A 24080-nucleotide genomic window follows, 5' to 3' on the forward strand; every position below is an offset into this window, starting at 1 on the left:
AGCAGGGGGGCAGGCAGATGTTTTCGGGTTTTCAAGAGATTGATGTGGACGTGTCCGATGCGACCATTCACGCCCGTGTGGGCGGCGATGGCCCACCTGTGTTGTTGCTGCATGGATATCCACAAACGCATGTGATGTGGCACGTGGTGGCAGAAGAACTGGCAAAGACGCACCGCGTTGTCGTGGCCGATCTACGCGGTTATGGCGATTCTGTTGCCAAAACGGATGATTTCACGTTTCGCGCGATGGCCCAAGATCAGGTCTATTTGATGCGGCACTTGGGGCATGAGACGTTTCATGTTGTGTCTCATGACCGGGGCTCCCGAACGGCGCATCGGATGGTGCTGGACCATCCGGATGTCGTGCAATCGCTTGTGCTAATGGATATTTTGCCGACGCTAGATGTGTGGCGCACGATGGATGATTGGCTGGCGCAACGATACTATCACTGGCTGTTTTTAGCCCAGCCCGGGGATATGCCGCGCCGCCTGATTAATGCAGATCCGATATGCTATTTGAATGCCGCGCTACTGGGGCTGGCTGGGTCAAAGGAGATGTTTGATCCCCGTGCACTAGCGGAATATGAGCGAGCCGCGCGCAACCCAGCCGTAGTTGGCGCATGGTGCGCGGATTATACGGCGGCAGCCAATGCCGACCGTGTTCATGACGCCCAAGACGAAGGCCGCACCAGCGATATTCCCTGCCTTGTTTTGTGGGGGCAGCGGGGTGTGATTGCCCGCCATATTCACCCGCTGGACGCGTGGCGCGCTTGGTTCCCGAATGTCACGGGGCACGACATAGATGCGGGGCATTTTTTGGTAGAGGAGCGGCCCGATGAGGTGCTGGCCGCAGTGTCCCAGCACTTGGCGGCGGCGCGCTAGGGCGTGATCGACTGGGGGGCCACGACGATACGGGTGTTGGCGGCCTGACACATGGATTGCGTACCGCTTGGCGGCGGGTGGTCTGTGAAAAACACATCCACCGAACTGAGCGAGGCAATGCGCGCAGGCGCTTTGCGTTCAAATTTGGAGGCGTCCGCCACCAGAAAAACATGCTCACTCCGGCTGATGATCTCCTTGCTGACGCCGACTTCTTGGAAATCAAAATCAAGGATTTCGCCAGCTTCGTGCAGGGCAGAGCACCCGATAACCGCGTAATCAAACCGGAACTGACCGATGGTTTGTTTGGCTAAATCTCCGATCAAACCACCGTCGGAGCGCCGAAGGTTCCCGCCGGTGACGACCACTTCGATGGCCTTATTGGCGGAGAGGATCATCGCGATGTTGATGTTGTTGGTCACAACGATCAGTCCCTCATGGTGGAGCAGTTCTGCCGCCACGGCTTCGGTCGTTGTGCCGATGTTGAGGAAAATTGCGCAGTCGTTGGGAATTTCGCGGGCGCAGGCACGGGCGATGTCCACTTTGGCGGAATTGTTCAACTCACGCCGTTCACTGTAGCCGATGTTCGCTGTGGTCGAGGGCAGTATCGCACCGCCATGTACGCGCTCTAGCTGACCTGAATCGGCCAATTCGGTCAGGTCGCGCCGGATAGTTTGCGGCGTCACCCCAAAGTGAGACACCAAACCCTCAACCGTCACGAGCCCTTCGCGCCGCGCGATGTTAATGATCTCGGGTTTGCGCAGTGTTTGAACCATTGGGACACCTTATTTTCGCTTATCCACCGTTATAGCGCGTTTATGTTCGATTCCATGAGGACTTTGCAGAAGTGGACGCATTTTGTCTGTGTCTATCGAGATATACGCAAGATTTCGCTGATATTTGAAATCATATCCCTTTGATTTATCGAAGGATTTTAAATTTCGATCACAAACGAACATTTTTATCTTCCATATGTGCGCGTTTCTTGCCACAAATTCACCAACGGGCGGGAGGCCCGTGTGGGAGGAAGGTTTCATGGAACCGAGGTTCGACCTGCTGGTAATCGGTGGGGGCATCAATGGGTGCGGGATCGCACGGGACGCCGCTGGGCGTGGCCTGTCGGTTGCTGTGGCCGAGATGAATGATATCGGTTCGGCGACGTCCTCTGCTTCAACCAAGCTGTTTCATGGCGGTCTGCGGTACCTTGAGTATTTTGAGTTCCGGCTGGTGCGGGAATCCCTGATTGAGCGTGAGATCCTGCTCAAAGCGATGCCGCATATCTCTTGGCCGATGCGGTTTGTGTTGCCCTACCACAAAAGCATGCGGTTCGATTCTACGACACCGACATCAAAGCTGCTGAACGTCGCGATGCCATGGATGAAGGGGCGTCGCCCTGCGTGGCTTATCCGGCTAGGCCTGTTTTTGTACGATCATCTCGGCGGCCGGGAACTGCTACCCGGAACGTCGCGCCGCAATTTGCGCGACGGGCCAGAAGGCGCGCCGCTGAACGCCAAATTTGAACATGCGTATGAGTATTCCGACTGCTGGGTCGAAGATTCGCGTCTTGTCATCCTGAACGCTCGTGACGCGGAAGAACGTGGTGCCAAAATCCTGCCGCGCCAAAAGGTTGTGTCTGCCGACCCTGTGGATGGTGGATGGCGGGTGACGCTGGAAAACACTGCGACGGGGGCCAGCGAAACCATTACTGCGCGCATGGTCGTTAATGCAGCAGGCCCTTGGGTGGGCGATGTTCTGCGCGGCACATTGAAAAGCAACCAGCAAGGTGGTGTGCGGTTGGTGCGCGGCAGCCATATTGTGACAAAGCGGCTGTATGACCACGATAAGTGCTACTTTTTCCAAGGCACGGATGGGCGGATCATCTTCGCCATTCCGTATGAGACGGATTTCACTCTGATCGGGACCACTGATGCGGATCATGATGATGCCAGCAAAGCACCCGAATGCACCGCTGAGGAGCAAAGCTATCTGATTGATTTCATCAATCAGTACTTGGCTGAGCCGATCAGTGATGCCGATGTCGTTTGGACGTATTCTGGCGTCCGCCCTCTCTATGATGACGGTGCCAGCAGCGCGACTGCGGCCACGCGGGATTATGTGCTTGAGCTGGACCAAAGCCGCGGCGCGCCCGCATTGAACGTGTTTGGCGGCAAGATCACGACCTACCGTAAATTGGCTGAGAGCGCGTTGGAAGAGATTGGCAAAGTGTTCCCTGACCTGTCCCAGCCGTGGACGGCGGGTGTGCCGCTTCCCGGGGGGGATTTCCCGGTTTCCGGTGTTGATCAGCTGATCCAAGACGTTCGTGCTGCCTATCCGTTCGTCTCAGCTCGATGGGCGCAGCGGCTGGTCCGCGCCTACGGGACGGACGCCAAAGACATGCTGAGCGACGCTAAATCATTGGCTGATATGGGCGAAAATTTTGGCGCCAGCTTGACCGAAAAAGAGGTTCGGTGGCTGATGAAAAATGAATACGCGCAGCTGGCTGATGATGTTGTCTGGCGGCGCAGCAAGCTGGGCTTGTTAATGAACAAAGATCAAATTGCACATCTCGACGAGTGGATGCAGGACGTTCTAACGTCGCAACAAACTGCGGCAGCGGAATAGGGGGGGCTATGACACTCGAGCTTAGAAATGTGTCCAAGGTCATAGGTGGCCAGACACATATTTATCCAACCGATTTGACCCTGAACAAGGGGACAATGAACGTTTTGCTGGGGCCTACGCTGTCAGGAAAAACGTCATTGATGCGATTGATGGCGGGGCTGGATAAGCCGACGACAGGTCAGATTTTCTGGCAAGGTCAGGATGTGACCGGGATGCGCGTGCAGGACCGGCAGGTCGCGATGGTTTACCAGCAGTTCATCAATTATCCGACCATGACGGTCTACGACAACATCGCTTCGCCCATGCGGTTGCTTGGTAAATCGCGTGCTGAAATTGACGCCTCCGTGCGAAAGGCTGCTGATCTGATGCAGCTTTCGCCGTTGCTTGATCGCAAACCGCTTGAGCTATCGGGTGGGCAACAACAGCGGTGCGCACTGGCCCGCGCGCTTGTAAAAGACGCAGGCTTGGTTTTGCTGGATGAGCCGCTCGCGAACCTAGACTACAAACTGCGCGAAGAACTGCGCGTTGAGATCCCCAAGATATTTGAAGAAGCGGGTTCGATTTTTGTTTACGCGACCACCGAACCCGAAGAGGCTCTGTTGCTGGGTGGTTCTACCGCGGCCCTGTTTGAGGGGCGCGTAACCCAGTTTGGCCCCACGCCGACCGTTTACCGCCAGCCTGTTGATGCGACCACCGCACGGGTGTTCAGTGATCCGCCAATGAATTTTCTGCGGGTCAGCAAAACAGGATCAAAGATCATGTTTGGTGATGGTCAAAGCGCGCCTGCAATGGGCCCGATGGAGAGCTTGGCCGATGGCCGATATCTGGCTGGGTTCCGCCCCAACCATGTTGAAATTAACGCTCACGCCAACGGTGCAATGGCGTTCGAGACCAAGTTGGTCGTGACAGAATTGACCGGGTCTGAGACGTTCGTGCACCTTGATCACCACGGAGAGCGCTGGGTCGGCTTGGTCCACGGCGTACACGATCTGGAACTGGGGGCGGCCCTCAAGGTCTATCTTGATCCGCGCCATGTCTACATCTTTGGCGAGGGCGGCGAACTGGTCGCGCCCGCGTCCTATGCGCTGGCGGCCTGAGGGGGCATCATGGCAAAAATTACGCTCGATAACCTTGCGCATTCGTACCTGCCCTCGCCGAAAGGCGAAGATGATTTTGCGTTGAAGGAGTTGAACCACGACTGGGCCGATGGTGAGGCATATGCCCTCTTGGGGGCCTCCGGTTGTGGTAAATCCACGCTTTTGAACATCATTTCCGGCCTTCTGCACCCCAGTCAGGGGCGGATTTTGTTTGATGATGTCGATGTCACGCACGCCTCAACGGCGGATCGCAATATCGCCCAAGTGTTCCAGTTTCCGGTGGTCTACGACACGATGACCGTCCGCGATAACCTCGCCTTTCCGCTGAAAAACCGGGGCGCGCGCCCGCAATATATTGCGGACCGCGTGCAGCAGATTGCGCAGATGATCGGGATGGAGGCAGAGCTGGGCAAACGTGCGCGTGGCCTGACCGCAGATGCCAAGCAAAAGATCAGCCTAGGACGCGGCATGGTCCGGGAGGACGTGAACGCCCTGTTGTTCGATGAGCCGCTGACCGTGATCGATCCGCACATGAAGTGGGAACTGCGCACGCAGCTTAAATCGCTGCACCACGAATTTGGCCACACGATGATCTATGTCACCCACGACCAGACGGAGGCCCTGACCTTCGCGGATAAGGTCGTCGTGATGTATGACGGACGAGTGGTGCAGATCGGTACCCCGCAAGAGCTGTTTGAGCGGCCCGAGCATACGTTCGTCGGTTATTTCATCGGCTCACCCGGGATGAACGTGATTCCCGCTGCGATTGATGGGCAGATGGCGAATATCCACGGCGCGACCGTTGCCCTGCCACAAGCCTACGATGCGCTGGACGGCAAGGTCGAAATCGGCGTCCGGCCTGAGTTCGTGACCTTGACCGAAGGCGAAGGCCTGCCAGTCAAAGTCCGCCGGGTTGAGGATGTGGGCCGCCACAAGATTGTGCGCGCGGACCTCTTTGGCAGTGAAATCAACATTGTTGCTGGTGAGGACACTTCAATCTCACCCGATATGACGCGCGTGACCTTCGATCCCGCTCATGTAAACGTTTACGTCAACGATTGGCGTCGTGCAGGAAAGGCCGCCTGATGGAAAAGACAGTTAACCAAAAGGCATGGTTCCTTGTTCTTCCGGTGCTGGTTCTTGTGGCGTTCTCGGCCGTGATCCCGTTGATGACGGTGGTCAATTATTCGGTGCAGGACACTTTCGGGAACAACCAGTTTTTCTGGGCCGGCTTGGAGTGGTTTAAAGAAATGCTCCGCGACGACCGGATGTGGGATGCGCTGGGACGGCAGTTGATTTTCTCGGGCATTATCCTTCTGATCCAAATTCCGCTTGGCGTTTTTATCGCCCTCAACATGCCCAAAAGCGGGTTTTGGGTGAGCTTCTGTCTGGTCGTCATGTCGCTGCCACTGTTGATCCCATGGAACGTGGTGGGCACGATTTGGCAAATTTTTGGCCGCGTTGATATTGGCCTTTTGGGGCATACACTTGCGGCCATTGGGGTGGATTACAACTACACCAGTGACCCGTTCGCGGCATGGGTGACGATTATCGTGATGGATGTCTGGCACTGGACATCTCTGGTGGCTTTGCTGGCCTATGCGGGCCTGAAATCCATCCCCGACGCCTATTATCAAGCCGCCAAAATCGACCAAGCCAGCCGTTGGGCCGTGTTCCGCTACATTGAGTTGCCCAAGATGATGGGTGTCTTGATGATTGCTATCCTTCTGCGGTTTATGGATAGCTTCATGATCTATACCGAGCCATTTGTTGTTACCGGCGGTGGTCCGGGGTCCACGACAACGATGCTGTCGATTGATCTGGTGAAAATGGCGCTTGGTCAGTTTGATCTGGGTCCTGCGGCTGCGTTCTCGATCATGTACTTCCTGACGATCCTCTTGATCTCATGGGTGTTTTATACCGTCATGACCAACCTCGAAAAGCGGGAGGGTTAAGCCATGACCGTCGCATCCATCACCGCCCCCAAGGCTCGCGCATTGCCAAAGGTCAAAAGCAGTACCATCGTCATGGGGCTTTATCTGCTGTTCTTGATGCTGCCGATCTATTGGCTCCTGAACATGAGCTTTAAGACCAACACTGAGATCGTGAGCACCTTTACACTGTGGCCCACGAACCCGACGCTGGATAACTACCGCACGATCCTGACGGACCCTGCGTGGTACACGGGCTACATCAACTCGCTGATCTACGTGGTGATGAACACGGTCATCAGCCTCGCGGTTGCGCTGCCGGCGGCCTACGCGTTTTCGCGTTACCACTTCATGGGCGACAAACACCTGTTCTTTTGGCTGCTGACAAACCGCATGGCGCCACCGGCCGTGTTCGCTCTCCCGTTCTTTCAACTGTATTCAAGCGTAGGTTTGTTTGACACGCATATCGCGGTGGCGCTGGCGCATTGCCTGTTCAACGTGCCGCTCGCGGTCTGGATTTTGGAAGGCTTCATGCGCGGCGTGCCCAAAGAAATCGACGAAACGGCCTATATCGACGGCTACTCGTTTGGGCGGTTTTTCGCGAAAATTTTCATGCCGCTGATCGCATCGGGCATCGGTGTTGCGGCGTTTTTCTGCTTCATGTTCTCATGGGTGGAACTGTTGTTGTCGCGGACGCTGACGACCGTGGATGCCAAACCGATCGCCGCAATCATGACCCGGACCCAAGGGGCTGCGGGCATTGATTGGGGCGTGTTGGCGGCGGCTGGCATTCTGACAATCGTGCCGGGTGCGCTCGTGATCTATTTTGTTCGTAATTACATCGCCAAGGGCTTTGCCCTGGGTCGAGTTTAGGGGGAGGCGCCGACATGGAATGGATGGCATGGACATGGCCCACCGCGATTTTCTTTATGGTGATCGCAAGCCTTTTGATCACGTTCACGATCCTTGCGATCAAGTTCCCCGAGACCCCGCGCGTCGGTGTCCTGCGGATTGAAACGACACGGGGCGACAGACTTTTCATCACGCTCCTCGGCTCGGCCTTTATTAATCTGGCTTGGCTGGGATTGGCGGATATGGCCCAGTGGTGGGCCCTCGTGATCTGCGCGGTCTACGCGGTATTGGTGTTCCGATACGTGTGACCAAGTGGGTGAAATAGCCGGGGTGAGGATGTGCCCGGTAAAGTTAAGAACCAAAGTTCAAAATGGGAGGAATTTTATGAACTTGTCACTCAGAACCTCAACGGCCTTGGCCCTTGCGACGTCCCTGACGGCGTCGCCAGCCTTTGCCGATATGGACGCCGCGATGGCGTTCCTCGACAATGAGATCGCGGGTCTTTCCGTGCTCTCGCGTGCAGAGCAAGAAGCAGAGATGCAGTTCTTTGTGGACGCCGCGGCACCTTTCCAAGGCATGGAAATCAAGGTCGTCTCCGAGACCATCACAACCCACGAATACGAATCCCAAGTGCTGGCGCCCGCATTCACCGCGATCACTGGTATTCAGATCACACACGATCTGATCGGCGAGGGCGACGTGGTCGAAAAGCTGCAAACACAGATGCAGTCGGGCGAAAACATCTATGACGCCTACATCAACGACAGTGACCTGATTGGCACCCACTGGCGCTACAAGCAGGTGCGTAACCTGACCGACTGGATGGCCGGCGAGGGCGCAGATGTGACCCTGCCCACGCTGAACCTTGATGACTTCATCGGCACCAGCTTTACCACTGGCCCCGATGGCAAACTGTACCAGCTGCCAACACAGCAGTTCGCGAACCTGTATTGGTTCCGCTACGATTGGTTCAACGACGAAAAGAACAAAGCCGACTTCGAGGCCGCCTATGGCTATGAACTGGGTGTTCCAATCAACTGGTCGGCATATGAGGACATTGCTGAGTTCTTTACCGGCCGTGATCTGAGCCACCTCGGTGTCGAAGGCGAAGTCTTTGGCAACATGGACTACGGTAAAAAAGACCCATCGCTGGGTTGGCGTTACACTGATGCGTGGATGTCCATGGCTGGCATGGGCGACGTGGGTGAGCCGAACGGCCTGCCCGTTGATGAGTGGGGCATTCGTGTGAACGAAAACTCCCAACCTGTCGGGTCTTGTGTGGCGCGCGGTGGTGCAACCAACGCTCCTGCGGCTGTTTACGCCGTTGAAAAAGCGATTGAATGGCTTGAGAAATACACGCCCCCCGCAGCCGCTGGTATGACCTTCTCGGAAGCTGGTCCGATCCCGGCTCAGGGGAATGTCGCTCAGCAGATGTTCTGGTACACCGCGTTCACAGCCGCCACGGTTGAGCCCGATCTGCCGGTCATGAACGAGGACGGCACGCCCAAGTGGCGTATGGCACCCTCGCCGCATGGTGTTTACTGGAAAGAAGGCCAGAAGGTTGGCTATCAGGACGCTGGTTCCTGGACGCTGATGGAATCCACACCTGTGGACCGCGCCAAAGCCGCATGGCTCTATGCGCAGTTCGTGACTTCCATGACGGTGGACCTGAAAAAGTCCGACGTGGGTCTGACGTTCATCCGCGAATCGACCATCAACTCTGATCACTTCACCGATCGCGCCGACAAACTTGGCGGTCTGATCGAATTCTACCGCTCGCCCGCGCGTGTGGCATGGTCGCCCACGGGCACCAACGTGCCAGACTACCCACGTTTGGCGCAGCTGTGGTGGCAGAACATCGGCGATGCAATGTCCGGTCAAAAGACCGCACAAGAAGCGCTGGATGCTCTGTGTGAAGCTCAAGAAGCTGTCATGAGCCGTCTGGAACGCGCAGGCGTTCAGGGCGACCTTGGTCCCGTCATGAACGAAGAGCTTGGTGCCGATCACTGGTTCGCTCAGCCTGGGGCCCCGTTCCCCAAGCTGGAGAACGAGGATGAGACACCACAGACCGTCGCCTATGACGAGCTGATCAAATCCTGGCAGAACTAAGCCACTTCTGATCTCCCTGGTGTGGGGCGCCTTCTTATAGGGCGCCCCGCATATTTTCGGGTGGTTCTGCCCACCCCGCTATCAAACAGAGCCACTACTATGACTTACGTTCTTTCCATCGATCAGGGCACCACGTCATCGCGGGCGATCCTGTTTGATGCCTCTCTCACGCCTGTGGCCTCGGCGCAGGAAGAGTTCCCCCAGATTTTTCCACAATCCGGTTGGGTTGAACATGACCCCGACGATCTGTGGGCCACGACCGCAGGCACCTGCCGTGCCGCGATTGAACGCGCGGGCGTTGATGCCAGCGAGATTGCATCCATTGGCATCACCAACCAGCGGGAAACCTCGCTTGTTTGGCACCGAGACACCGGCAAACCCATTTACAACGCCATCGTCTGGCAGGACCGTCGAACGGCCGACACGTGTACTGCACTGCGCGAAGCGGGTCATGCCGCCATGGTCAATGACCGCACTGGGCTGTTGCTGGACCCCTATTTTTCCGCGACCAAGCTCAAATGGCTGCTCGATCACGTCGAGGGTGCCCGCGATATGGCGCGCCGGGGTGATTTGTTATTCGGCACAGTCGATACCTTTCTGATTTGGAAACTCACGGGCGGTCGCGTCCACGCCACTGATGCTACGAATGCGGCGCGCACCATGCTGTATGACATCCGCAAAGGCCGTTGGAGCCAGACAATTTGCGACCTGTTCGATATTCCGATGTCGCTTCTGCCAGAGGTTAAGGATAGTGCGGCTGACTTTGGCGAAACGCGCCCCGATCTTTTTGGGCGTGCCATTCCCATTCGGGGTGTCGCAGGCGATCAGCAGGCAGCGACGCTGGGGCAGGCGTGCTTTGAGCCGGGCATGTTGAAATCGACCTACGGGACAGGGTGTTTTGCCTTGCTCAACACGGGCGATGTGCCGGTGAAATCGCACAACCAGCTTCTGACAACCATCGCCTATCAGCTTGATGGCAAACCGACCTATGCGCTCGAAGGCTCGATCTTTATTGCAGGCGCAGTGGTGCAATGGCTGCGCGACGGGCTCAAGATGATCCGCCACGCAGCCGATACGCAACCCTTGGCTGAGGCTGCTGATCCGACGCAATCGGTGGTCATGGTGCCTGCCTTTACCGGCCTCGGCGCGCCCTATTGGAACCCCGAATGCCGTGGCGCCATCTTTGGTCTTCGGCGCAATTCCGGCCCCGAAGAACTGGCCCGTGCCGCCCTCGAAAGCGTGGGCTATCAAACCCGTGATTTGCTGGAAGCGATGCGTGCCGATTGGGCCTCAGACGATGCCGCGCCGGTTCTGCGTGTGGACGGCGGGATGAGCGCGTCTGACTGGACCATGCAGTTTTTGGCCGACATTATCGGTGCCCCGGTGGATCGACCCAAGGTGCTGGAAACCACTGCAGTCGGGGCTGCGTGGTTGGCGGGTATGCAGGTTGGCGCATTGCCGGGCCAAGATGAATTCGCCCGCACATGGGCGCTAGACCGCCAGTTCCAGCCCAGCATGCCCGAGGACACGCGCGCCACGAAATACGCCGCGTGGCAGCGGGCGGTGCAATCCACTCTCGCGTTCTGAGGTGACCAGATGAGCCCGTCCTTCTCCTTTTCGGTCCCGACGATTGTGCGCTTTGGCAATGGCGTGAGTAACGACATCGCAGAGGCTCTGCCCGCGGGCACCAAGCGGGTGGCACTTTTGCGGGGCGCAAGCGGCATTGCAGCAGGTCCCGTGCGGGAGGCGCTTAAGCAAGCCGGACTATCGGTTGAGGATATTATTTGCGCCAAAGAACCTTCGGTGGCGTCGATTAATGCGATCGTTACGAGCTTGGAGGGTGGTCCCATCGACGCGGTCGTGGCCTGTGGCGGTGGCGCGGTGTTGGACAGCGGTAAGGCCGTTGCCTTCTGCCTCAGCCACGGATTGCTTCTGACGGATGATTTTGCGGAAGTCCCGCAACACTTACTCGATAAGGTAGCCACTGTTCCGTGCATCGCCGTGCCGACAACGGCAGGCACCGGGGCCGAGGTCACGGCGAACGCTGTGCTAGAAATCCCCTCAAAGCAGGCGAAAGTCAGCCTGCGAGGCCGCGCCTTGTTCCCGGCGGTCGCACTTGTGGACCCCAGTTTGTTGCGCACCGCGCCGCCCAATACGGTGCTGTCTTCCGGGCTAGATGCTATTGTGCAAACGATCGAATCCTACACGTCCTGCGCGGCAACACCATTTTCTGATGCACTTACACGGCCCAATATCTCGGTTGGGTTGGCCGCGCTAAAGGCAGTGCTGTCAGGCGGCGACGATGACGCTTGGAATGACATGGCATGGGTTAGCCTGACCAGTGGGATCGCCTTGGCGAACTCGGGCCTCGGAGCCGCTCATGGCGCTGCATCTGTCTTGGGTGGGCGCTACGGTGCACCCCACGGCGCCCTTTGTGGACGCTTGCTAATGCCGGTCCTGCGCCAAAACCTTGCAGTGGCCGAGCAGGGAACTGAGATCCATACTCGCCTGACGGAATGTGCATCGGCCATCGCTGCGGCCTTTGCGCCCGCGCTGGGGGGCGATGCGATGTCGGGACTGGAAGCATGGCAAGAGGCCCAAGGCCTGCCACGGCTCGCGGCGTTCGGTGTCGCCGCCTCCGACATCGAAATCCTTGCGGCGCAGTCCGCCTCCGCCTCGTCTAGCCGCAAAAATGGTGTGCCGCTCACACCCTCAGACTACGCTGAGATTCTAACCGCGGCGCTCTGACTGTGCGTTCAATTGGTTAAATTTGGAGAAGCACGCGAAGCGGCCGATAGGTGGCGCGCACTTTGCTCGAGACGCTGCGCGAAATATGCATCTGCTCCCAGATATCGGCCAAGATGCGTCTGAAATTAGAAAGGCCGACCTTATAGATGAGGGGAGTGTCGGTCGTTGGTTTTCTCCGTTGGACCATTATGCGCTGTCGAAGCTTGAAAATGCCCTAGCTTCATAAATTGATCAGCAGGATATCCGAGCTAAGCCCCCGCTGATATGGTGTGCGAAAACGGACGCACCGCGCAAAGCTATGAACCGGCGCAGCATCTGACTTCAACATGCCGCAGCACGCGGCCTTGAGGTTGATTTGCAAGCCACCGTTTCCAAGGAATTCCTTTGAAGGCATCTCTTATTGTTTGTCGAGTATCTAGATAAAGCATCTATTTTAGACTAAGTAAGTATCAAGTAATTAATGTGTGTACGATTTGATTAAGTATTTTTTAAAACGGGCGTCGAGTGATGCCCCATGTCAGTTGCCCAAGGTAGCAGCTGGTGAGCGTGTCTATGCCGTCGGCGATATTCACGGACGTCATGACCTTTTGACGTACATGTTGCGTCAGCTTGCGGATGATGCAGGCTCATTTCAAGATGCACGAGAGGCGCGATTTATTTTCCTTGGTGATTATGTCGATCGCGGAGATCAATCTGCGCAGGTCCTAACGGAACTGTGCGACATTGCGAAGACGGAGACAAACGTCTTTGAGTTTCTGATGGGCAACCATGAAGCTGCGATGTTGGCATTTCTGGAAGACCCCATTCGCGGTGCAGACTGGCTTGGTTGGGGGGGGCGTCAAACCTTGAGCAGCTATGGCCTTGCACCGGTCTCACGAGATCCCGAAAAGGCCGAACTTCTGGTCACGCGCGATGCTTTGTATGAAAAAGCCAAAGACCATGTTCCGTTTCTTAGAGGTTTGCAGAGATATACGGTGTCAGGCGAGATAATCTTTGCCCATGCCAGCCTCGATCCTGCGCTAAGCCTACAAGAGCAACCTGACGCTGCCTTGCTTTGGGGGCACATCCCATCTGGGGAAGATGCTGGGCTGCCTGGTCACCGACTGATCCACGGACATTTTGCGGATCATGAACCCGTCGTGCGCCCAGAGCGTATCTGTGTGGATACCGGCGCCTATTATTCCGGGCGGTTAACGGCTGTACGCTTGGATGAGGCCGAAACGTTTCTTCATGTGGACGTGCAGGACTTGATGCCATGAGGGGAGAGCGTTTCCCACGCGTTCAGGGCATCATCGGTATGGTTGTTCTGAGCATGGTATTGCTGTCGGCGCTGGCCCTTGGGGCGAACCGCCCTGTGTCATGGTCGCTGCTGATGATCGGGGTGACCCTTGCATTTGCGTTGCAGGTCGCTGCGACGTTCACAAACCCGGTGCCATTGGCTTTGCAACGTGCTTTGGCGCCAGGGATACTCTTTATGATCGCGGTGCTTTGGGGCTGGGTTCAATCCACACCAGGGCTGCTGCACCACTTTGCCCATCCCGTTTGGGATGTTGTACCAGATGCGCCCCCAGCCATCTCTGCAGACCCAGGCCAAGGGCGACACGCGGTAATGCGCCTGTTGTGCTATGCGATGGTGTTTGTGGTTATGGTATGGACCTGTACAAAATCCGACAGGGCAGGGCGCGTTCTGAAGGCTATTGCCCTGTTTTCAGGCGCACTGGCGGGGTATGGCCTTTATGCCTTTGCAACGGGCACAAATCCGATCCTTGGAGACTTTACCAATAGCGGCATCGTGCAAGCGAGCTTTGTGAACCGGAACAACTATGCCACTTATGCCGCATTTGGCGTACTGGCGAATATCTCGGCCTATTTGCACGTCACGGGGCAAAGCGACGATGACGTGCGTCGCCGCCTCGAGGCGTTCTTTACCGGCGGATGGATCTACGCGTTAGGGGCGCTGATATGCCTAGGGGCGCTATCTTTGACCCAATCCCGTGCAGGAGGCGGGGCCGCAGTGTTCGGCCTAGCCGTGTTTTTGTTGGCTTGGGGCCGAAGTGACAAACACCGTAGCGGCAACCTTGTTTTGCCGCTTGTGATTCTTGTGGTCCTGATCTTCATTGGGGCCACCAGTGCGACGGGCTTGTTGGAACGTTTGATCGCCACAGATGCCACTGAAGGACGTTTTACCGTCTACCCTGCGATGATCGAGGGTATTCTTGATCGCCCACTCCTAGGGCACGGGATCGGTGCGTTTCACGAAGCTTTCCGCCCTTATATCCCCTTGGAAGGCGCCTCTGGCGAATGGGTGCGCGCTCACAGTACCTATCTGGAACTGGCCTTTGGACTTGGCCTGCCAGCCACGGGTGCCATGCTGCTTGCACACGCTCTGCTGACTTGGCAAATCTGGCGGGGTACGATCCGACGCCGGGATAACCGTGTGTTTCCTTGCTTTGCACTGGGATGTATCGCCACGGCCGCGCTGCATTCTGGGTTTGATTTCAGCTTGCAAATGCCTGCCACAGCCGCACTTTTTGCTGTCATTTTGGCATTGGGATTTACACAAAGTTTCACGCGTGCCGAAGTAGATGCAGTGATGAAACCTGAAAAAGTGCGCCGCCGAAATCGATAAATTAATGCGGATGCATTGGAATAAAAATTGTGCCTGAAGCTCGAATTATCTCAGTTTGATATTTATACCTGTTGCCTAGGGCAATTTGTGAATATGATATGCCGCGACTAAATTACTTGTGATCTACCCGATCAGAGTAACAGCTTTTCTTTTGACGATTTTTTCCTTAGTTTAGACGCAGTTTATTGTGAATTTAATTTTGATTGTAATGGTCGACCGTGTTGAAAGGTCAAGGCATTGAAGCTGAATAGATTAGAGCAGGCTTCCTACCCCGTGCAGATGGTGCAGCAACCGCCTGCATACGAAGCTGATGATGATACCATTGATTTGCGCAGCCTGTTTACAACCTTGTGGCGCGGTAAGTGGATCGTTGTCATATGCACGATTATTGCATCGGTGTTTGGGTTTCTCGCTGTATCACAAATGGAGCCAACCTACCGTGCATCCGCAAAGGTCATGTTTGATATCCAACAGACCAACGTCGTGAATATCGAAGAGGTTCTGGTTAATCAGCAGTTTGACGCAAGTGCACTGGAAGATCAGGTTGAGGTGTTGCGTTCCACCAATCTGATTGAGCGGGTGATCGAAGAGTTACGACTCGATCAAAACCCAGAGTTTAATCCGGTTCTGCGCATTCCTGAGCCAACCATTCTAGACCGCATTAATGACATCGTCGCCATACCTCCTGAGGTGACAGATCTAGCCATGAACATCGGCTTGATCTCGCCCCCGCCGCCAGAACCCGACCCGATCGAGGCCGCACGGCGTGAGCGTCTTGAGGTTATTAATAATGTGCTTGCCGGGTTAAGCTTACAGCCGGTTGGTCGGAGCCGTGTGATCCAGATTTCCTATGTCTCCGATAACCCACGCACGGCGGCACAAGTCGTCAACACGATCGCAGAGCAATACATCGTGGACCAACTTGAGGCAAAACTCGAAGCCACCCGCGCGGCGACGTCATGGCTCAGCACGCGCGTAGAAGAGCTGCGGCTCCGGGTGCAAACGGCAGAAGAAAACGTCGAGGCAGCACGGTCCGAATTGTCGGACGAAACCGGACAGACACTGGAGGTTACACAGCAACAGCTAGAAGCTTTGAACGCATCATTGGCCACGGCACGGGCAAACGGGTCCCGCCTAGAGGCGCTTTACAATCGCCTTACCGATGCGGTCGAGAACGACCGCGATTTAGGTGCAATTTCAGAGTTTCGTGCCTCAGCCCTGATACAACGCTACCGCCAACAGCAAGACGAACTGCTGGCACAACGCGTGGCGCTAGAAGGAACAGTGCGGGCAGGACACCCTGCACTTGTGCGTCTTGAGCAACAACTCACTGAAGTGCAGCGTAACATCTCTGCCGAAGCGGGGCGCATCGTGTCCGCGTCTGAAATTGATCTAAAAGCCGCACAGGCTCAGGAAGCCTCCCTGATGGATGAGGTCCGTCGCCTGGAGCAAAAGGCGTTAGAGCAATCGCGCAATCAGGTGCAGTTGCGCCAGCTGGACCGCGAGGCAGAAGCCAGCCGGGTTCTGTATGAAAACTTCCTAGGTCGCTTGCAGGAGACATCTGAACAAGAAGACCTGCAAGAAGCAGACGCACGGGTTCTGTCGCCAGCAGAACAACCCCTTTTTCCGGAAGGACAGGTCAAGCGCCGCGCACTTATGATAGCGGTCCTCTTGGGTGGTATCGTCGGAGTTGGCCTTGTCTTTTTGCTAGATCGCCTCAACAACACATTCCGCTCACCAAACCAGCTAGAAGACTTGAGCGGGGAAAATGTTCTGGGCGTTCTGCCTGCTATCGGATCGCGTATGAAGCGCAGCGATATCATTAAGCATTTTAGGGAAAAACCGTCTTCTTCGCTCGCGGAATCCATTCGAAACCTGCGCACAAGCATCCTATTTTCCAACATCGACAAACCGCCCAAAGTGGTGATGTTCACGTCATCCGTGCCGCGGGAAGGGAAGTCGACTTCATCCATGCTCATAGCTATGACCAGCCGGCAGATGGGGAAATCCGCCATTATTGTCGATTGCGATTTACGCCTGCCCGCGCTTGCACGGCTGTTGAACGCAGCGGATGGTCAGCCCGGCTTAATCTCAGTTCTCGAGGGCACGACGGAGATTGAAGATGCGGTCTTCAAAGATCCAGAGTCGGGGCTGCACGTTCTGATGACACGCAGCGGGGAGCGGAACAAAAACATCAATGCCGCTGACATTTTGTCGTCCAAGAAGTTTGAAGAACTGATCGAAGAGCTGTCGCAAGAATATGATTTGGTGATCCTGGATACACCACCAACGTTGGTGGTGACCGATGCCCGGATTATCTCCAAGCTAGCGGATGCGGTTGTCTATGCAGTGCGCTGGGACAGCACTCCCCGTGGGGCCGTGATGGAGGGGCTCAAGGAGCTTAAGTCGATCGATGCTCCGCTCGCCGGTGTTGTCATGACCCTGATCAATGAAGAGAAAGCTAGTCGGTATTCCTATGAGGGATACAGCTATTACAAGGGGCGGTATAAAGATTATTACGGCTAACAATCATAGAATTTATGGCTGACTATACTTGATGTAGAAACTATACATATATGATTTCTAGTGCTGCGGATAATACTGGCTAAATTAAGAAGTTAAGAATATATTAATACAAAGCATTAGCGTTAAGCGTTGTAATTAAGTTTGGGTATTGAAACATGATCAAGAGTTTACTGGCAATCGGCGCAACCGCCGTCACATTGGCTAGCCCCCTTTCAGCAGCAACTGTCACAGGGGCATTGGATGTCTTCGTAACATCTAACTTCAACACATCCACACTCAGCCAAGATACATTATACGTGGATCCGGTTAATCAGGCCGGTACGTTGTCTTTTTCCTATGACACTCTCGATGCTGTGCCGAACGGATTCGGTTCTTCTGTCGTTTCCTTCGATACATTCGGCGCTGCCTTCAATCTGTTTCCGTCTACGCTACAACTGAGCTTGGACTTGGGCGGAATTTCTCAGACGTGGACACAGCCAGAATTCTTGATTGCCGAAGCTACCGTTGACCTGTCCACTGGTAGCGTTCTCGAATCCTTTGACTTCGTCTTGCTCACAACGGGGGCCAGCGCATCTATTGCCGATCCGAATATCATTGATATCACTCCGGAGCCTGGCTTTAACTTTTTGCGCTTCGACACGGCGGGTAACGTAACAGGCATCGAGATCGAACTCCAAACCGTATCCCCGATCCCGCTTCCGGCATCGTTTCCATTGCTTGCCGGTGGTGGCTTGCTGCTGATTGCCTTGCGCAGAAAATCTAAGAAGTCCTGAGAGTAGATGAAATTACTGTCTTTGGCGCTCCTGTTGTTATCGGGAGCGTCTATCATCGTGACGCTATCGGAAACGCCCGCTTTTGATCCGGATGCGCGACGAGAGACAGTGTTGGGCGATTGGCGCGTCGCGGCCAACACGGCCATGTACGACAAAGGTGCCTATGCCTTTCAACGCGGATACGGGTTTTTAGCAGCAGACGCATTGGTGTCGGGTGATACCGAGGCTCGCGACGAATTGGCGGATCCAGCACTGGCAGAGCAGCGTGCTCTTATGGCGATTGAAGCGTTGAAAACTTCCGTGCGGCTTGACCCGGGGAACGCGTATGCGTGGGCATCGCTTGGCTGGGGATATGCTCGGATCGCTGACAATGAGCTAGCGATTGATGCGCTCCGAAAATCTTGGAAATTGGCGCCCAATAATCGCGTGTTGGCGGATACACGGATCGCACTGATCGGCGTTCTGACAACACCAGATATCGAACCCGTCATACTTTCCGATATCGATACGCTAGCGATTCAGCGTGACTTTGAAGCGCTGCACAGGTTCGACAAAGGCGCCTTTCGATTTCACGCCGAAACGCTGCCGCACCTACAGCCGTTTGCAAATGCGGACAGTCTAACGATGTGAAGTTGCCTTAGGCGACGCTTACATCGAGGTCAAAATGAGTAACGATCCTCACAAGAAACCGCTCATTATAACGAGGAACAATTCGCGACAGTGATCTCAGCTGACCCCGACGTACATTCAAAACCTGCAACTCGCGCAAGAGGACAGCTTGATCCGCTGGATTGGTCGCGGCAGAAATCTCTAACTGCACCGCAGCCATTTGCTGCGAAATTTCAGCAATGCGCAGATTCATCGCATCAAGAACTTCTGCGTTTGTTATCGCCGCCGATGGTAGTGTCGAAGACGCTACAAATGCTGCTGCCATAAGGATTTTTTTAATCGATTTCATAACTGCGCTCCAAGTCGCTTATTAATAACACATTTCAATCTAAATACCAACTACTTGGCGCCGAACCCGGTCCGCATAACACGAAACGTCCTCAACATAATATAAATATCGAGACGTCCGCACATACGTTCTACGTACAGGTTGTCATACATTGTCTTTATGGCCGTTGCGTCTTCGCTCTCAACATAACCCTGCTCAACCTGTGCCAATCCCGTGATACCCGGTTTGACGCGGTGACGATCTGCGTAACCGTGTACGCGTGGCGCATAATATTCAACATGACTTGCCGCATCAGGGCGTGGACCAATAACGCTCATCTCTCCAGTGAGAACGTTGAGGAGATTCGGAATTTCATCAATACGTGTCTTGCGCAAAAAACGCCCCAAAGGTGTTATCCGATTTTCTTCTACAGCGGCATTGGGTGCGCGTACCTCGTCCTTTGCGGGCAGCATGGTGCGAAACTTCCACATACGGAATGTGCGGCCGAACTGACCTACGCGGGATTGGCGAAAAAACAGAGGCCCTCGATTGAAGAAGGGGTTCAGAATAAGCAGAATAATCGCAATGAAGGCGATCGTAGGCAGTGCGATCAGTGCACAGGTATAATCCAATATGACTTTGAATGTACGGAATTTGCTCGATATCTCGGGCTCATTTTTCTTAATGAGCTCATGGATAGTATAGCTTTCCAGACTAAGCACTGGGCTTCCGACGCGAAACTCTCTGTAGTGCTCAATATCCAGGTACTGGCGCATTCTTATCAACCTAATTCAATCGTAACAAAACCTAATAATAGGTTAATAGGTTAACGCGTTCAATCTAGTGCAAACACCATTTGCAAGAAAAATTACCCCCTCGAGCCGGTCAGTATGATTAAAAATTAGCCGTAGTAGATATTCGCGCAGCAGGCTTATCAGTAGAAACCCCGATTCTCATTGGGCGAGCTGATAGCCGAGGATTCTCATGTGATGGCTTTAAGCAGTTTGATGGGAAGTGACTTTGATGCGACACCTCTGAATTAAATTTTACAGGTAATTGAAAAATTAGTCTAAAAAGTGCTGTGTGGAATAAATAATTTGAGTGATATTTTCATGCGCTACATTTCAGGCTTGATGATTGCAACTATATTGACGGGGTGTGCCGGCAGTGGCCCCCGCACACAAGATATTCTAACGAATGATAAGGCTGTCGTCGCCGAACAAGAACAAGTCAGCCAATTTGCTGTCGTTCCTGTCAGCACTCGTTCAGCAAAAACGGCAACAGAGTGGCTCGAAAAATCACAAGTCCGTAGTTTCATCCAGGATGTTGGGGCTAGCCCTGTCATAATTGGCCGCAGCGATATTTTGGAAGTATCCGTTGTCTCTACAAGCGAAGCTGGATTCATTGACCTGACGAATTCAACCTTATCTCCGATTTCAACAACGGCCTTGCCGGCACAGGAAGTTGGCTCTGACGGAATGATCAGCGTACCACCGCTGGGTCGTGTCCGCGCCGAAGGCCAATCACCTCAGGCATTTGAGCGTTTTCTCGAACGTCGGCTAGGGGAGGTGTTGATAGATCCCTCAGTCATTGTTCGGATTGCAGAACGACGCAGCGCACGGGTCGCGATCTTGGGTGCTGTCGTCAATCCTGGCACGTATTCGATCACACAGAATAATACCCATTTGGTGGAAATCCTTGCAGAAGCTGGTGGGCCAGATGGTCAGTCTGAGAATCTAGAGATTTCTTACAGTCGCAATGGTCAAACGGGTCGAACGCAACTGAACCGTGTCTATGAAACGCCACGGTACAATATCCATGTCCGACATGGTGATGTGATTTCCATTGAACCTCCCGCGCGCCGTCTCACAGTTCTTGGGGCGGGTGGGCAAAACACAACGATTACCTATGATGTACCTTCTCTTAGCCTTGCGGAAGCACTCGGGCTCGCCGGTGGTCTGTTGAATAGACGCGCTGACAAAAGCGGTGTGTTTATCTATCGTGAAATTTCGTCTCAGGCGGCCACAGAGCTGGGCATTGATGCAACCACTTTTGGCTCTGACCCGGTCCCTGCAATCTTCAACATCGATTTATCCTCTCCGCAGTCGTTGTTTGCGGCCAAAGAGTTCAAGATGGCCGAAGACGATTTGATCTACATTGCCGATAGCTTGAATGAGGAAATTTCAGCTGTATTCAGCGTGTTTACCAATTTCTCACCGACCCCCGCAGAATTTGTGCGTGACGCAACGATTGGAACGTCGAATTGAATGGATTGCGGGATGCTATGCCTTTCTGGCTGGGTAAGTCGGAGAAAGCACAAGGTCACCGGAACTAATGACCGAAAAGAGCTAAAGGTCATGTCCAGTTCGCTTCAGATCAGCAGGGCCCCTCTTTTGCGCAGCGACGCGTCGAAGCTGGATCAGCTTGTTGCGCGATAGTGGGCGGGTGATGGCTCGCTCATGCGGCGCGTCCAACAGCATGGACGCGCGCAATGACTTCTCAGATGTCAGTGTTTTGCGATTAGGCCGCACTCCAGCCTCAAAAATACGCCGTCGAAAATCGTCTGCTGCATAAGGCTGATTTGGCGCACGCCTTTGTGGCGGACATTCTTTAACGGTGGCAAACTTCACCTCACGGCAGCTTCAATACGAGTACTTCCGGCTTCTCTAGTGTCTCCGCTATCGTCGATCCTTCCATTTGCGGAGCAAAGTTATTCCCGTTGCAGGAACAGTTGCAGCGGGCTGCACCGCAGGATCATGAGGGGCTCAAGTCTAATGCTTGCTGAACTTAAGTGATGGCCAGTGACTTAATCAAACGCAGAACGTCCATCAAAAGCATTACAACAATGACGCCAGAGACCACTGCTATGTTGATGAAAGGGTACTACAAGCTCAGGAAACTCTCAGGACTGAGGGACCATCGAAAGGTGGTATGCCGAGCGGGTAAAATTGGGGTGAATGTATAATGATCTGTAAGGTATAGGTCATTTTTTCAATTGGTGCCGCTGATAGGACTCGAACCTACGACCCCATCATTACGAATGACGTGCTCTACCATCTGAGCTACAGCGGCCACTGGCGATGATTTAGCGGGCAATAAGAGGGACTGCAAGAAGCGAAGTTACCTTGTTTCTTGGCCTTTGTGCACAACCGAGGTGCTTTAATTCTACCGTGTTCTGCCGTTCATTCAGCGAAACCTGCGTGCCTCGCGTTTCGAGCCAATGCATCCATCGGCCCGCATTCCCACACCGCCCAGTTAATGACGCGCCTCCTACTTATCCAGCGTTTGCCCGACCCGATGTGTGCGATGAAAACGTCGACTCGGCAGGTCAGAAAACCACCAGCACATCAAGCCGCCTCAATTATAGGCGAATGCACAGAAATTCGGCGAACTTTTGGGCATGTGCCTCAACCGGCGCCCTTAATGACGTCCCGAAGGTGGCAGTTCTGCGCGCTTCTTTGGATGGTCTCCCTGTCCCGCTGCTGCGGTGGGAAGAGCGCCACACGGGGGGGATCCTGGCAGATACACACCCCCGCATGGCTACAACGTTAAACGCTGCCCGCCCGAGATAGCATGCTGTCTCAGAAATGCCCATCCAACAGGAGGGCTGCGCGCGCAGTTCAGATAGGGAACTGACCTTTGACCATTCGTAAATCTTTGCTGACATCTTTGTCGGCGATTGCCCTCACCGCCACTGCCGCGCACGCCGAATGCGCAGACCCTGTCAAAGTGGGTGTATTGCACTCCCTCTCGGGCACGATGGCGATTTCTGAAACCACGCTCAAAGACACGATGCTGATGCTTATCGAAAAGCAGAACGCCGCAGGTGGTGTACTGGGATGTGAGATCGAAGCCGTCGTCGTCGATCCGGCTTCCGACTGGCCGCTGTTCGCGGAAAAAGCGCGTGAGCTGCTGACCGTCAACGAGGTGGACGTGATCTTTGGCTCCTGGACGTCCGTGTCGCGTAAATCCGCCCTGCCCGTGCTAGAGGAACTGAACGGCCTGATGTTCTACCCCGTCCAGTATGAGGGCGAAGAAAGCTCGAAAAACGTCTTCTACACCGGGGCCGCGCCCAACCAGCAGGCGATCCCTGCGGTGGATTACTTCCTCGAAGAACTGGGCGTTGAGAAATTCGCGCTGCTGGGCACCGACTACGTCTATCCCCGCACGACCAATAACATCCTGAACCAATACCTACAGGATAACGGCATCGCCGAGAGCGATATCTTTGTGAACTACACGCCGTTCGGTCACTCCGACTGGGCGACCATCGTGGCCGACGTTGTTGCACTGGGCGAAGATGGCAAGCAGGTCGGCGTGATTTCGACCATCAATGGCGACGCAAACATCGGTTTCTACAAAGAACTGGCGGCTGCGGGCGTTTCGGCTGACGACATTCCTGTCGTTGCCTTCTCCGTAGGGGAGGAAGAGCTGTCGGGCCTCGACACAACCAACCTCGTCGGCCACCTCGCGGCATGGAACTACTTCCAATCCGCCGACACGCCGGTCAACGCTGAGTTCATCAAAGCGTGGAAAGCCTTTGCGGGCGAAGAGCGTGTGACCAACGACCCAATGGAGGCCCATTACATCGGCTTCAACATGTGGGTGAATGCGGTCACAGAGGCCGGCACAACTGACGTCGATGCCGTGCGTGAGGCGATGTATGGCCAAGAGTTCCCGAACCTGACGGGCGGGACATCCGTGATGCTGCCCAACCACCACCTAGCGAAGCCTGTCCTGATTGGTGAAATCACGGCTGATGGTCAGTTCGACATCATTTCCCAAACGGCTGAAGTGCCGGGCGATGCGTGGACCGACTTCTTGCCGGAATCCGCTGTCCTGACCTCCGATTGGCAAAAGCTGAAGTGCGGGATGTTCAACACCGAAACTGAAACCTGCGTTCAGTTGACCTCCAACTACTAAACACCTCTGAGATCCGGGCGCGGCGGCCTCCCTTCACCGCGCCCGGGTTTCCAAT

At 55.0% G+C, this 24080-nt stretch carries 20 protein-coding genes and 1 tRNA gene; 17 read left to right on the forward strand and 4 right to left on the reverse strand.

Annotation, left to right across the window (positions count from 1 at the left end):
• The first annotated feature begins 17 nt into the window (after positions 1 to 17).
• Positions 18 to 881 (forward strand): alpha/beta fold hydrolase, encoded by an 864-nt coding sequence (locus tag PM04_RS08980; RefSeq protein ID WP_038005815.1) that lies wholly within the window; start codon positions 18 to 20, stop codon positions 879 to 881.
• On the opposite strand, the gene PM04_RS08985 is transcribed toward PM04_RS08980, so the two are convergent.
• Complete coding sequence (locus PM04_RS08985; protein ID WP_038005817.1) at positions 878 to 1654, reverse strand: DeoR/GlpR family DNA-binding transcription regulator; 777 nt, start codon at positions 1652 to 1654, stop codon at positions 878 to 880. The genes PM04_RS08980 and PM04_RS08985 overlap by 4 nt on opposite strands.
• A 259-nt stretch (positions 1655 to 1913) precedes the next feature.
• Here PM04_RS08985 and glpD point away from each other — a divergent pair, with 259 nt between their 5' ends.
• The 14 genes from glpD (at position 1914) to PM04_RS09055 (ending at position 18795) form a co-directional block, all read left to right on the forward strand.
• On the forward strand, positions 1914 to 3500 hold the full coding sequence (glpD, locus tag PM04_RS08990; protein WP_052068338.1) for a glycerol-3-phosphate dehydrogenase: 1587 nt from the start codon (positions 1914 to 1916) through the stop codon (positions 3498 to 3500).
• Positions 3501 to 3508: 8 nt separating this feature from the next.
• Positions 3509 to 4597, forward strand: a complete 1089-nt coding sequence (locus tag PM04_RS08995; RefSeq protein ID WP_038005819.1) for an ABC transporter ATP-binding protein — start codon at positions 3509 to 3511, stop codon at positions 4595 to 4597.
• Between the two features lie 9 nt (positions 4598 to 4606).
• A complete protein-coding gene (locus PM04_RS09000; protein WP_038005821.1) occupies positions 4607 to 5683 on the forward strand; it encodes an ABC transporter ATP-binding protein in 1077 nt (358 codons plus the stop codon).
• The gene (locus tag PM04_RS09005) at positions 5683 to 6552 is read left to right on the forward strand and encodes a carbohydrate ABC transporter permease (protein ID WP_038005823.1); all 870 of its coding nucleotides are present in this window, start codon (positions 5683 to 5685) and stop codon (positions 6550 to 6552) included. Before PM04_RS09000 ends, PM04_RS09005 begins: the two co-directional genes overlap by 1 nt.
• 3 nt (positions 6553 to 6555) lie before the next feature.
• On the forward strand, positions 6556 to 7401 hold the full coding sequence (locus PM04_RS09010; RefSeq protein WP_038005825.1) for a carbohydrate ABC transporter permease: 846 nt from the start codon (positions 6556 to 6558) through the stop codon (positions 7399 to 7401).
• A 14-nt stretch (positions 7402 to 7415) separates the two neighbouring features.
• Positions 7416 to 7688: a DUF2160 domain-containing protein gene (locus PM04_RS09015; RefSeq protein WP_038005826.1), complete on the forward strand. Its 273-nt coding sequence runs from the start codon at positions 7416 to 7418 to the stop codon at positions 7686 to 7688.
• A gap of 76 nt (positions 7689 to 7764) precedes the next feature.
• Positions 7765 to 9489 carry an ABC transporter substrate-binding protein gene (locus PM04_RS09020; RefSeq protein ID WP_038005828.1) on the forward strand — a complete coding sequence of 575 codons (1725 nt, stop codon included), beginning with the start codon at positions 7765 to 7767 and terminating at the stop codon, positions 9487 to 9489.
• A 99-nt stretch (positions 9490 to 9588) separates the two neighbouring features.
• The gene (glpK, locus tag PM04_RS09025; RefSeq protein WP_038005830.1) at positions 9589 to 11076 is read left to right on the forward strand and encodes a glycerol kinase GlpK; all 1488 of its coding nucleotides are present in this window, start codon (positions 9589 to 9591) and stop codon (positions 11074 to 11076) included.
• 9 nt (positions 11077 to 11085) lie between these two features.
• A complete protein-coding gene (locus PM04_RS09030; RefSeq protein WP_038005832.1) occupies positions 11086 to 12237 on the forward strand; it encodes an iron-containing alcohol dehydrogenase in 1152 nt (383 codons plus the stop codon).
• Positions 12238 to 12758: 521 nt separating this feature from the next.
• Positions 12759 to 13496, forward strand: a complete 738-nt coding sequence (locus PM04_RS09035) for a metallophosphoesterase (RefSeq protein ID WP_052068337.1) — start codon at positions 12759 to 12761, stop codon at positions 13494 to 13496.
• The gene (locus tag PM04_RS09040; RefSeq protein WP_038005834.1) at positions 13493 to 14866 is read left to right on the forward strand and encodes an O-antigen ligase; all 1374 of its coding nucleotides are present in this window, start codon (positions 13493 to 13495) and stop codon (positions 14864 to 14866) included. Before PM04_RS09035 ends, PM04_RS09040 begins: the two co-directional genes overlap by 4 nt.
• A 237-nt stretch (positions 14867 to 15103) precedes the next feature.
• Positions 15104 to 17392: a polysaccharide biosynthesis tyrosine autokinase gene (locus tag PM04_RS09045; RefSeq protein ID WP_152594009.1), complete on the forward strand. Its 2289-nt coding sequence runs from the start codon at positions 15104 to 15106 to the stop codon at positions 17390 to 17392.
• 155 nt (positions 17393 to 17547) lie between these two features.
• A complete protein-coding gene (locus PM04_RS09050) occupies positions 17548 to 18165 on the forward strand; it encodes a hypothetical protein (RefSeq protein WP_038005836.1) in 618 nt (205 codons plus the stop codon).
• 6 nt (positions 18166 to 18171) lie between these two features.
• Positions 18172 to 18795, forward strand: coding sequence for a hypothetical protein (locus PM04_RS09055; protein WP_038005837.1), 624 nt, complete (start codon positions 18172 to 18174; stop codon positions 18793 to 18795).
• Positions 18796 to 18802: 7 nt separating this feature from the next.
• Here the strand turns inward: PM04_RS09055 and PM04_RS09060 are convergent, their stop codons facing one another.
• Together PM04_RS09060 and PM04_RS09065 are read right to left on the reverse strand one after the other, a co-directional pair.
• Entirely contained in the window at positions 18803 to 19123 is a 321-nt protein-coding gene (locus tag PM04_RS09060) for a hypothetical protein (RefSeq protein WP_038005838.1), read from the reverse strand.
• 50 nt (positions 19124 to 19173) lie between these two features.
• Positions 19174 to 19878 carry a sugar transferase gene (locus tag PM04_RS09065; protein WP_081945998.1) on the reverse strand — a complete coding sequence of 235 codons (705 nt, stop codon included), beginning with the start codon at positions 19876 to 19878 and terminating at the stop codon, positions 19174 to 19176.
• 321 nt (positions 19879 to 20199) lie between these two features.
• Between PM04_RS09065 and PM04_RS09070 the strand changes: the two genes are divergently transcribed.
• On the forward strand, positions 20200 to 21369 hold the full coding sequence (locus PM04_RS09070) for a polysaccharide biosynthesis/export family protein (protein ID WP_152594008.1): 1170 nt from the start codon (positions 20200 to 20202) through the stop codon (positions 21367 to 21369).
• Positions 21370 to 22098: 729 nt separating this feature from the next.
• Here the strand turns inward: PM04_RS09070 and PM04_RS09075 are convergent.
• Positions 22099 to 22174, reverse strand: a tRNA-Thr gene (locus PM04_RS09075).
• A gap of 588 nt (positions 22175 to 22762) precedes the next feature.
• On the opposite strand from PM04_RS09075, the gene urtA reads away from it, so the two are divergent.
• Entirely contained in the window at positions 22763 to 24025 is a 1263-nt protein-coding gene (gene urtA, locus PM04_RS09080) for an urea ABC transporter substrate-binding protein (protein ID WP_038006054.1), read from the forward strand.
• Positions 24026 to 24080: the final 55 nt, after the last annotated feature.

The organism is Thalassobacter sp. 16PALIMAR09, assembly GCF_000765485.1.
In the GTDB taxonomy this organism is placed as follows: Bacteria; Pseudomonadota; Alphaproteobacteria; order Rhodobacterales; family Rhodobacteraceae; genus Thalassobacter; species Thalassobacter stenotrophicus.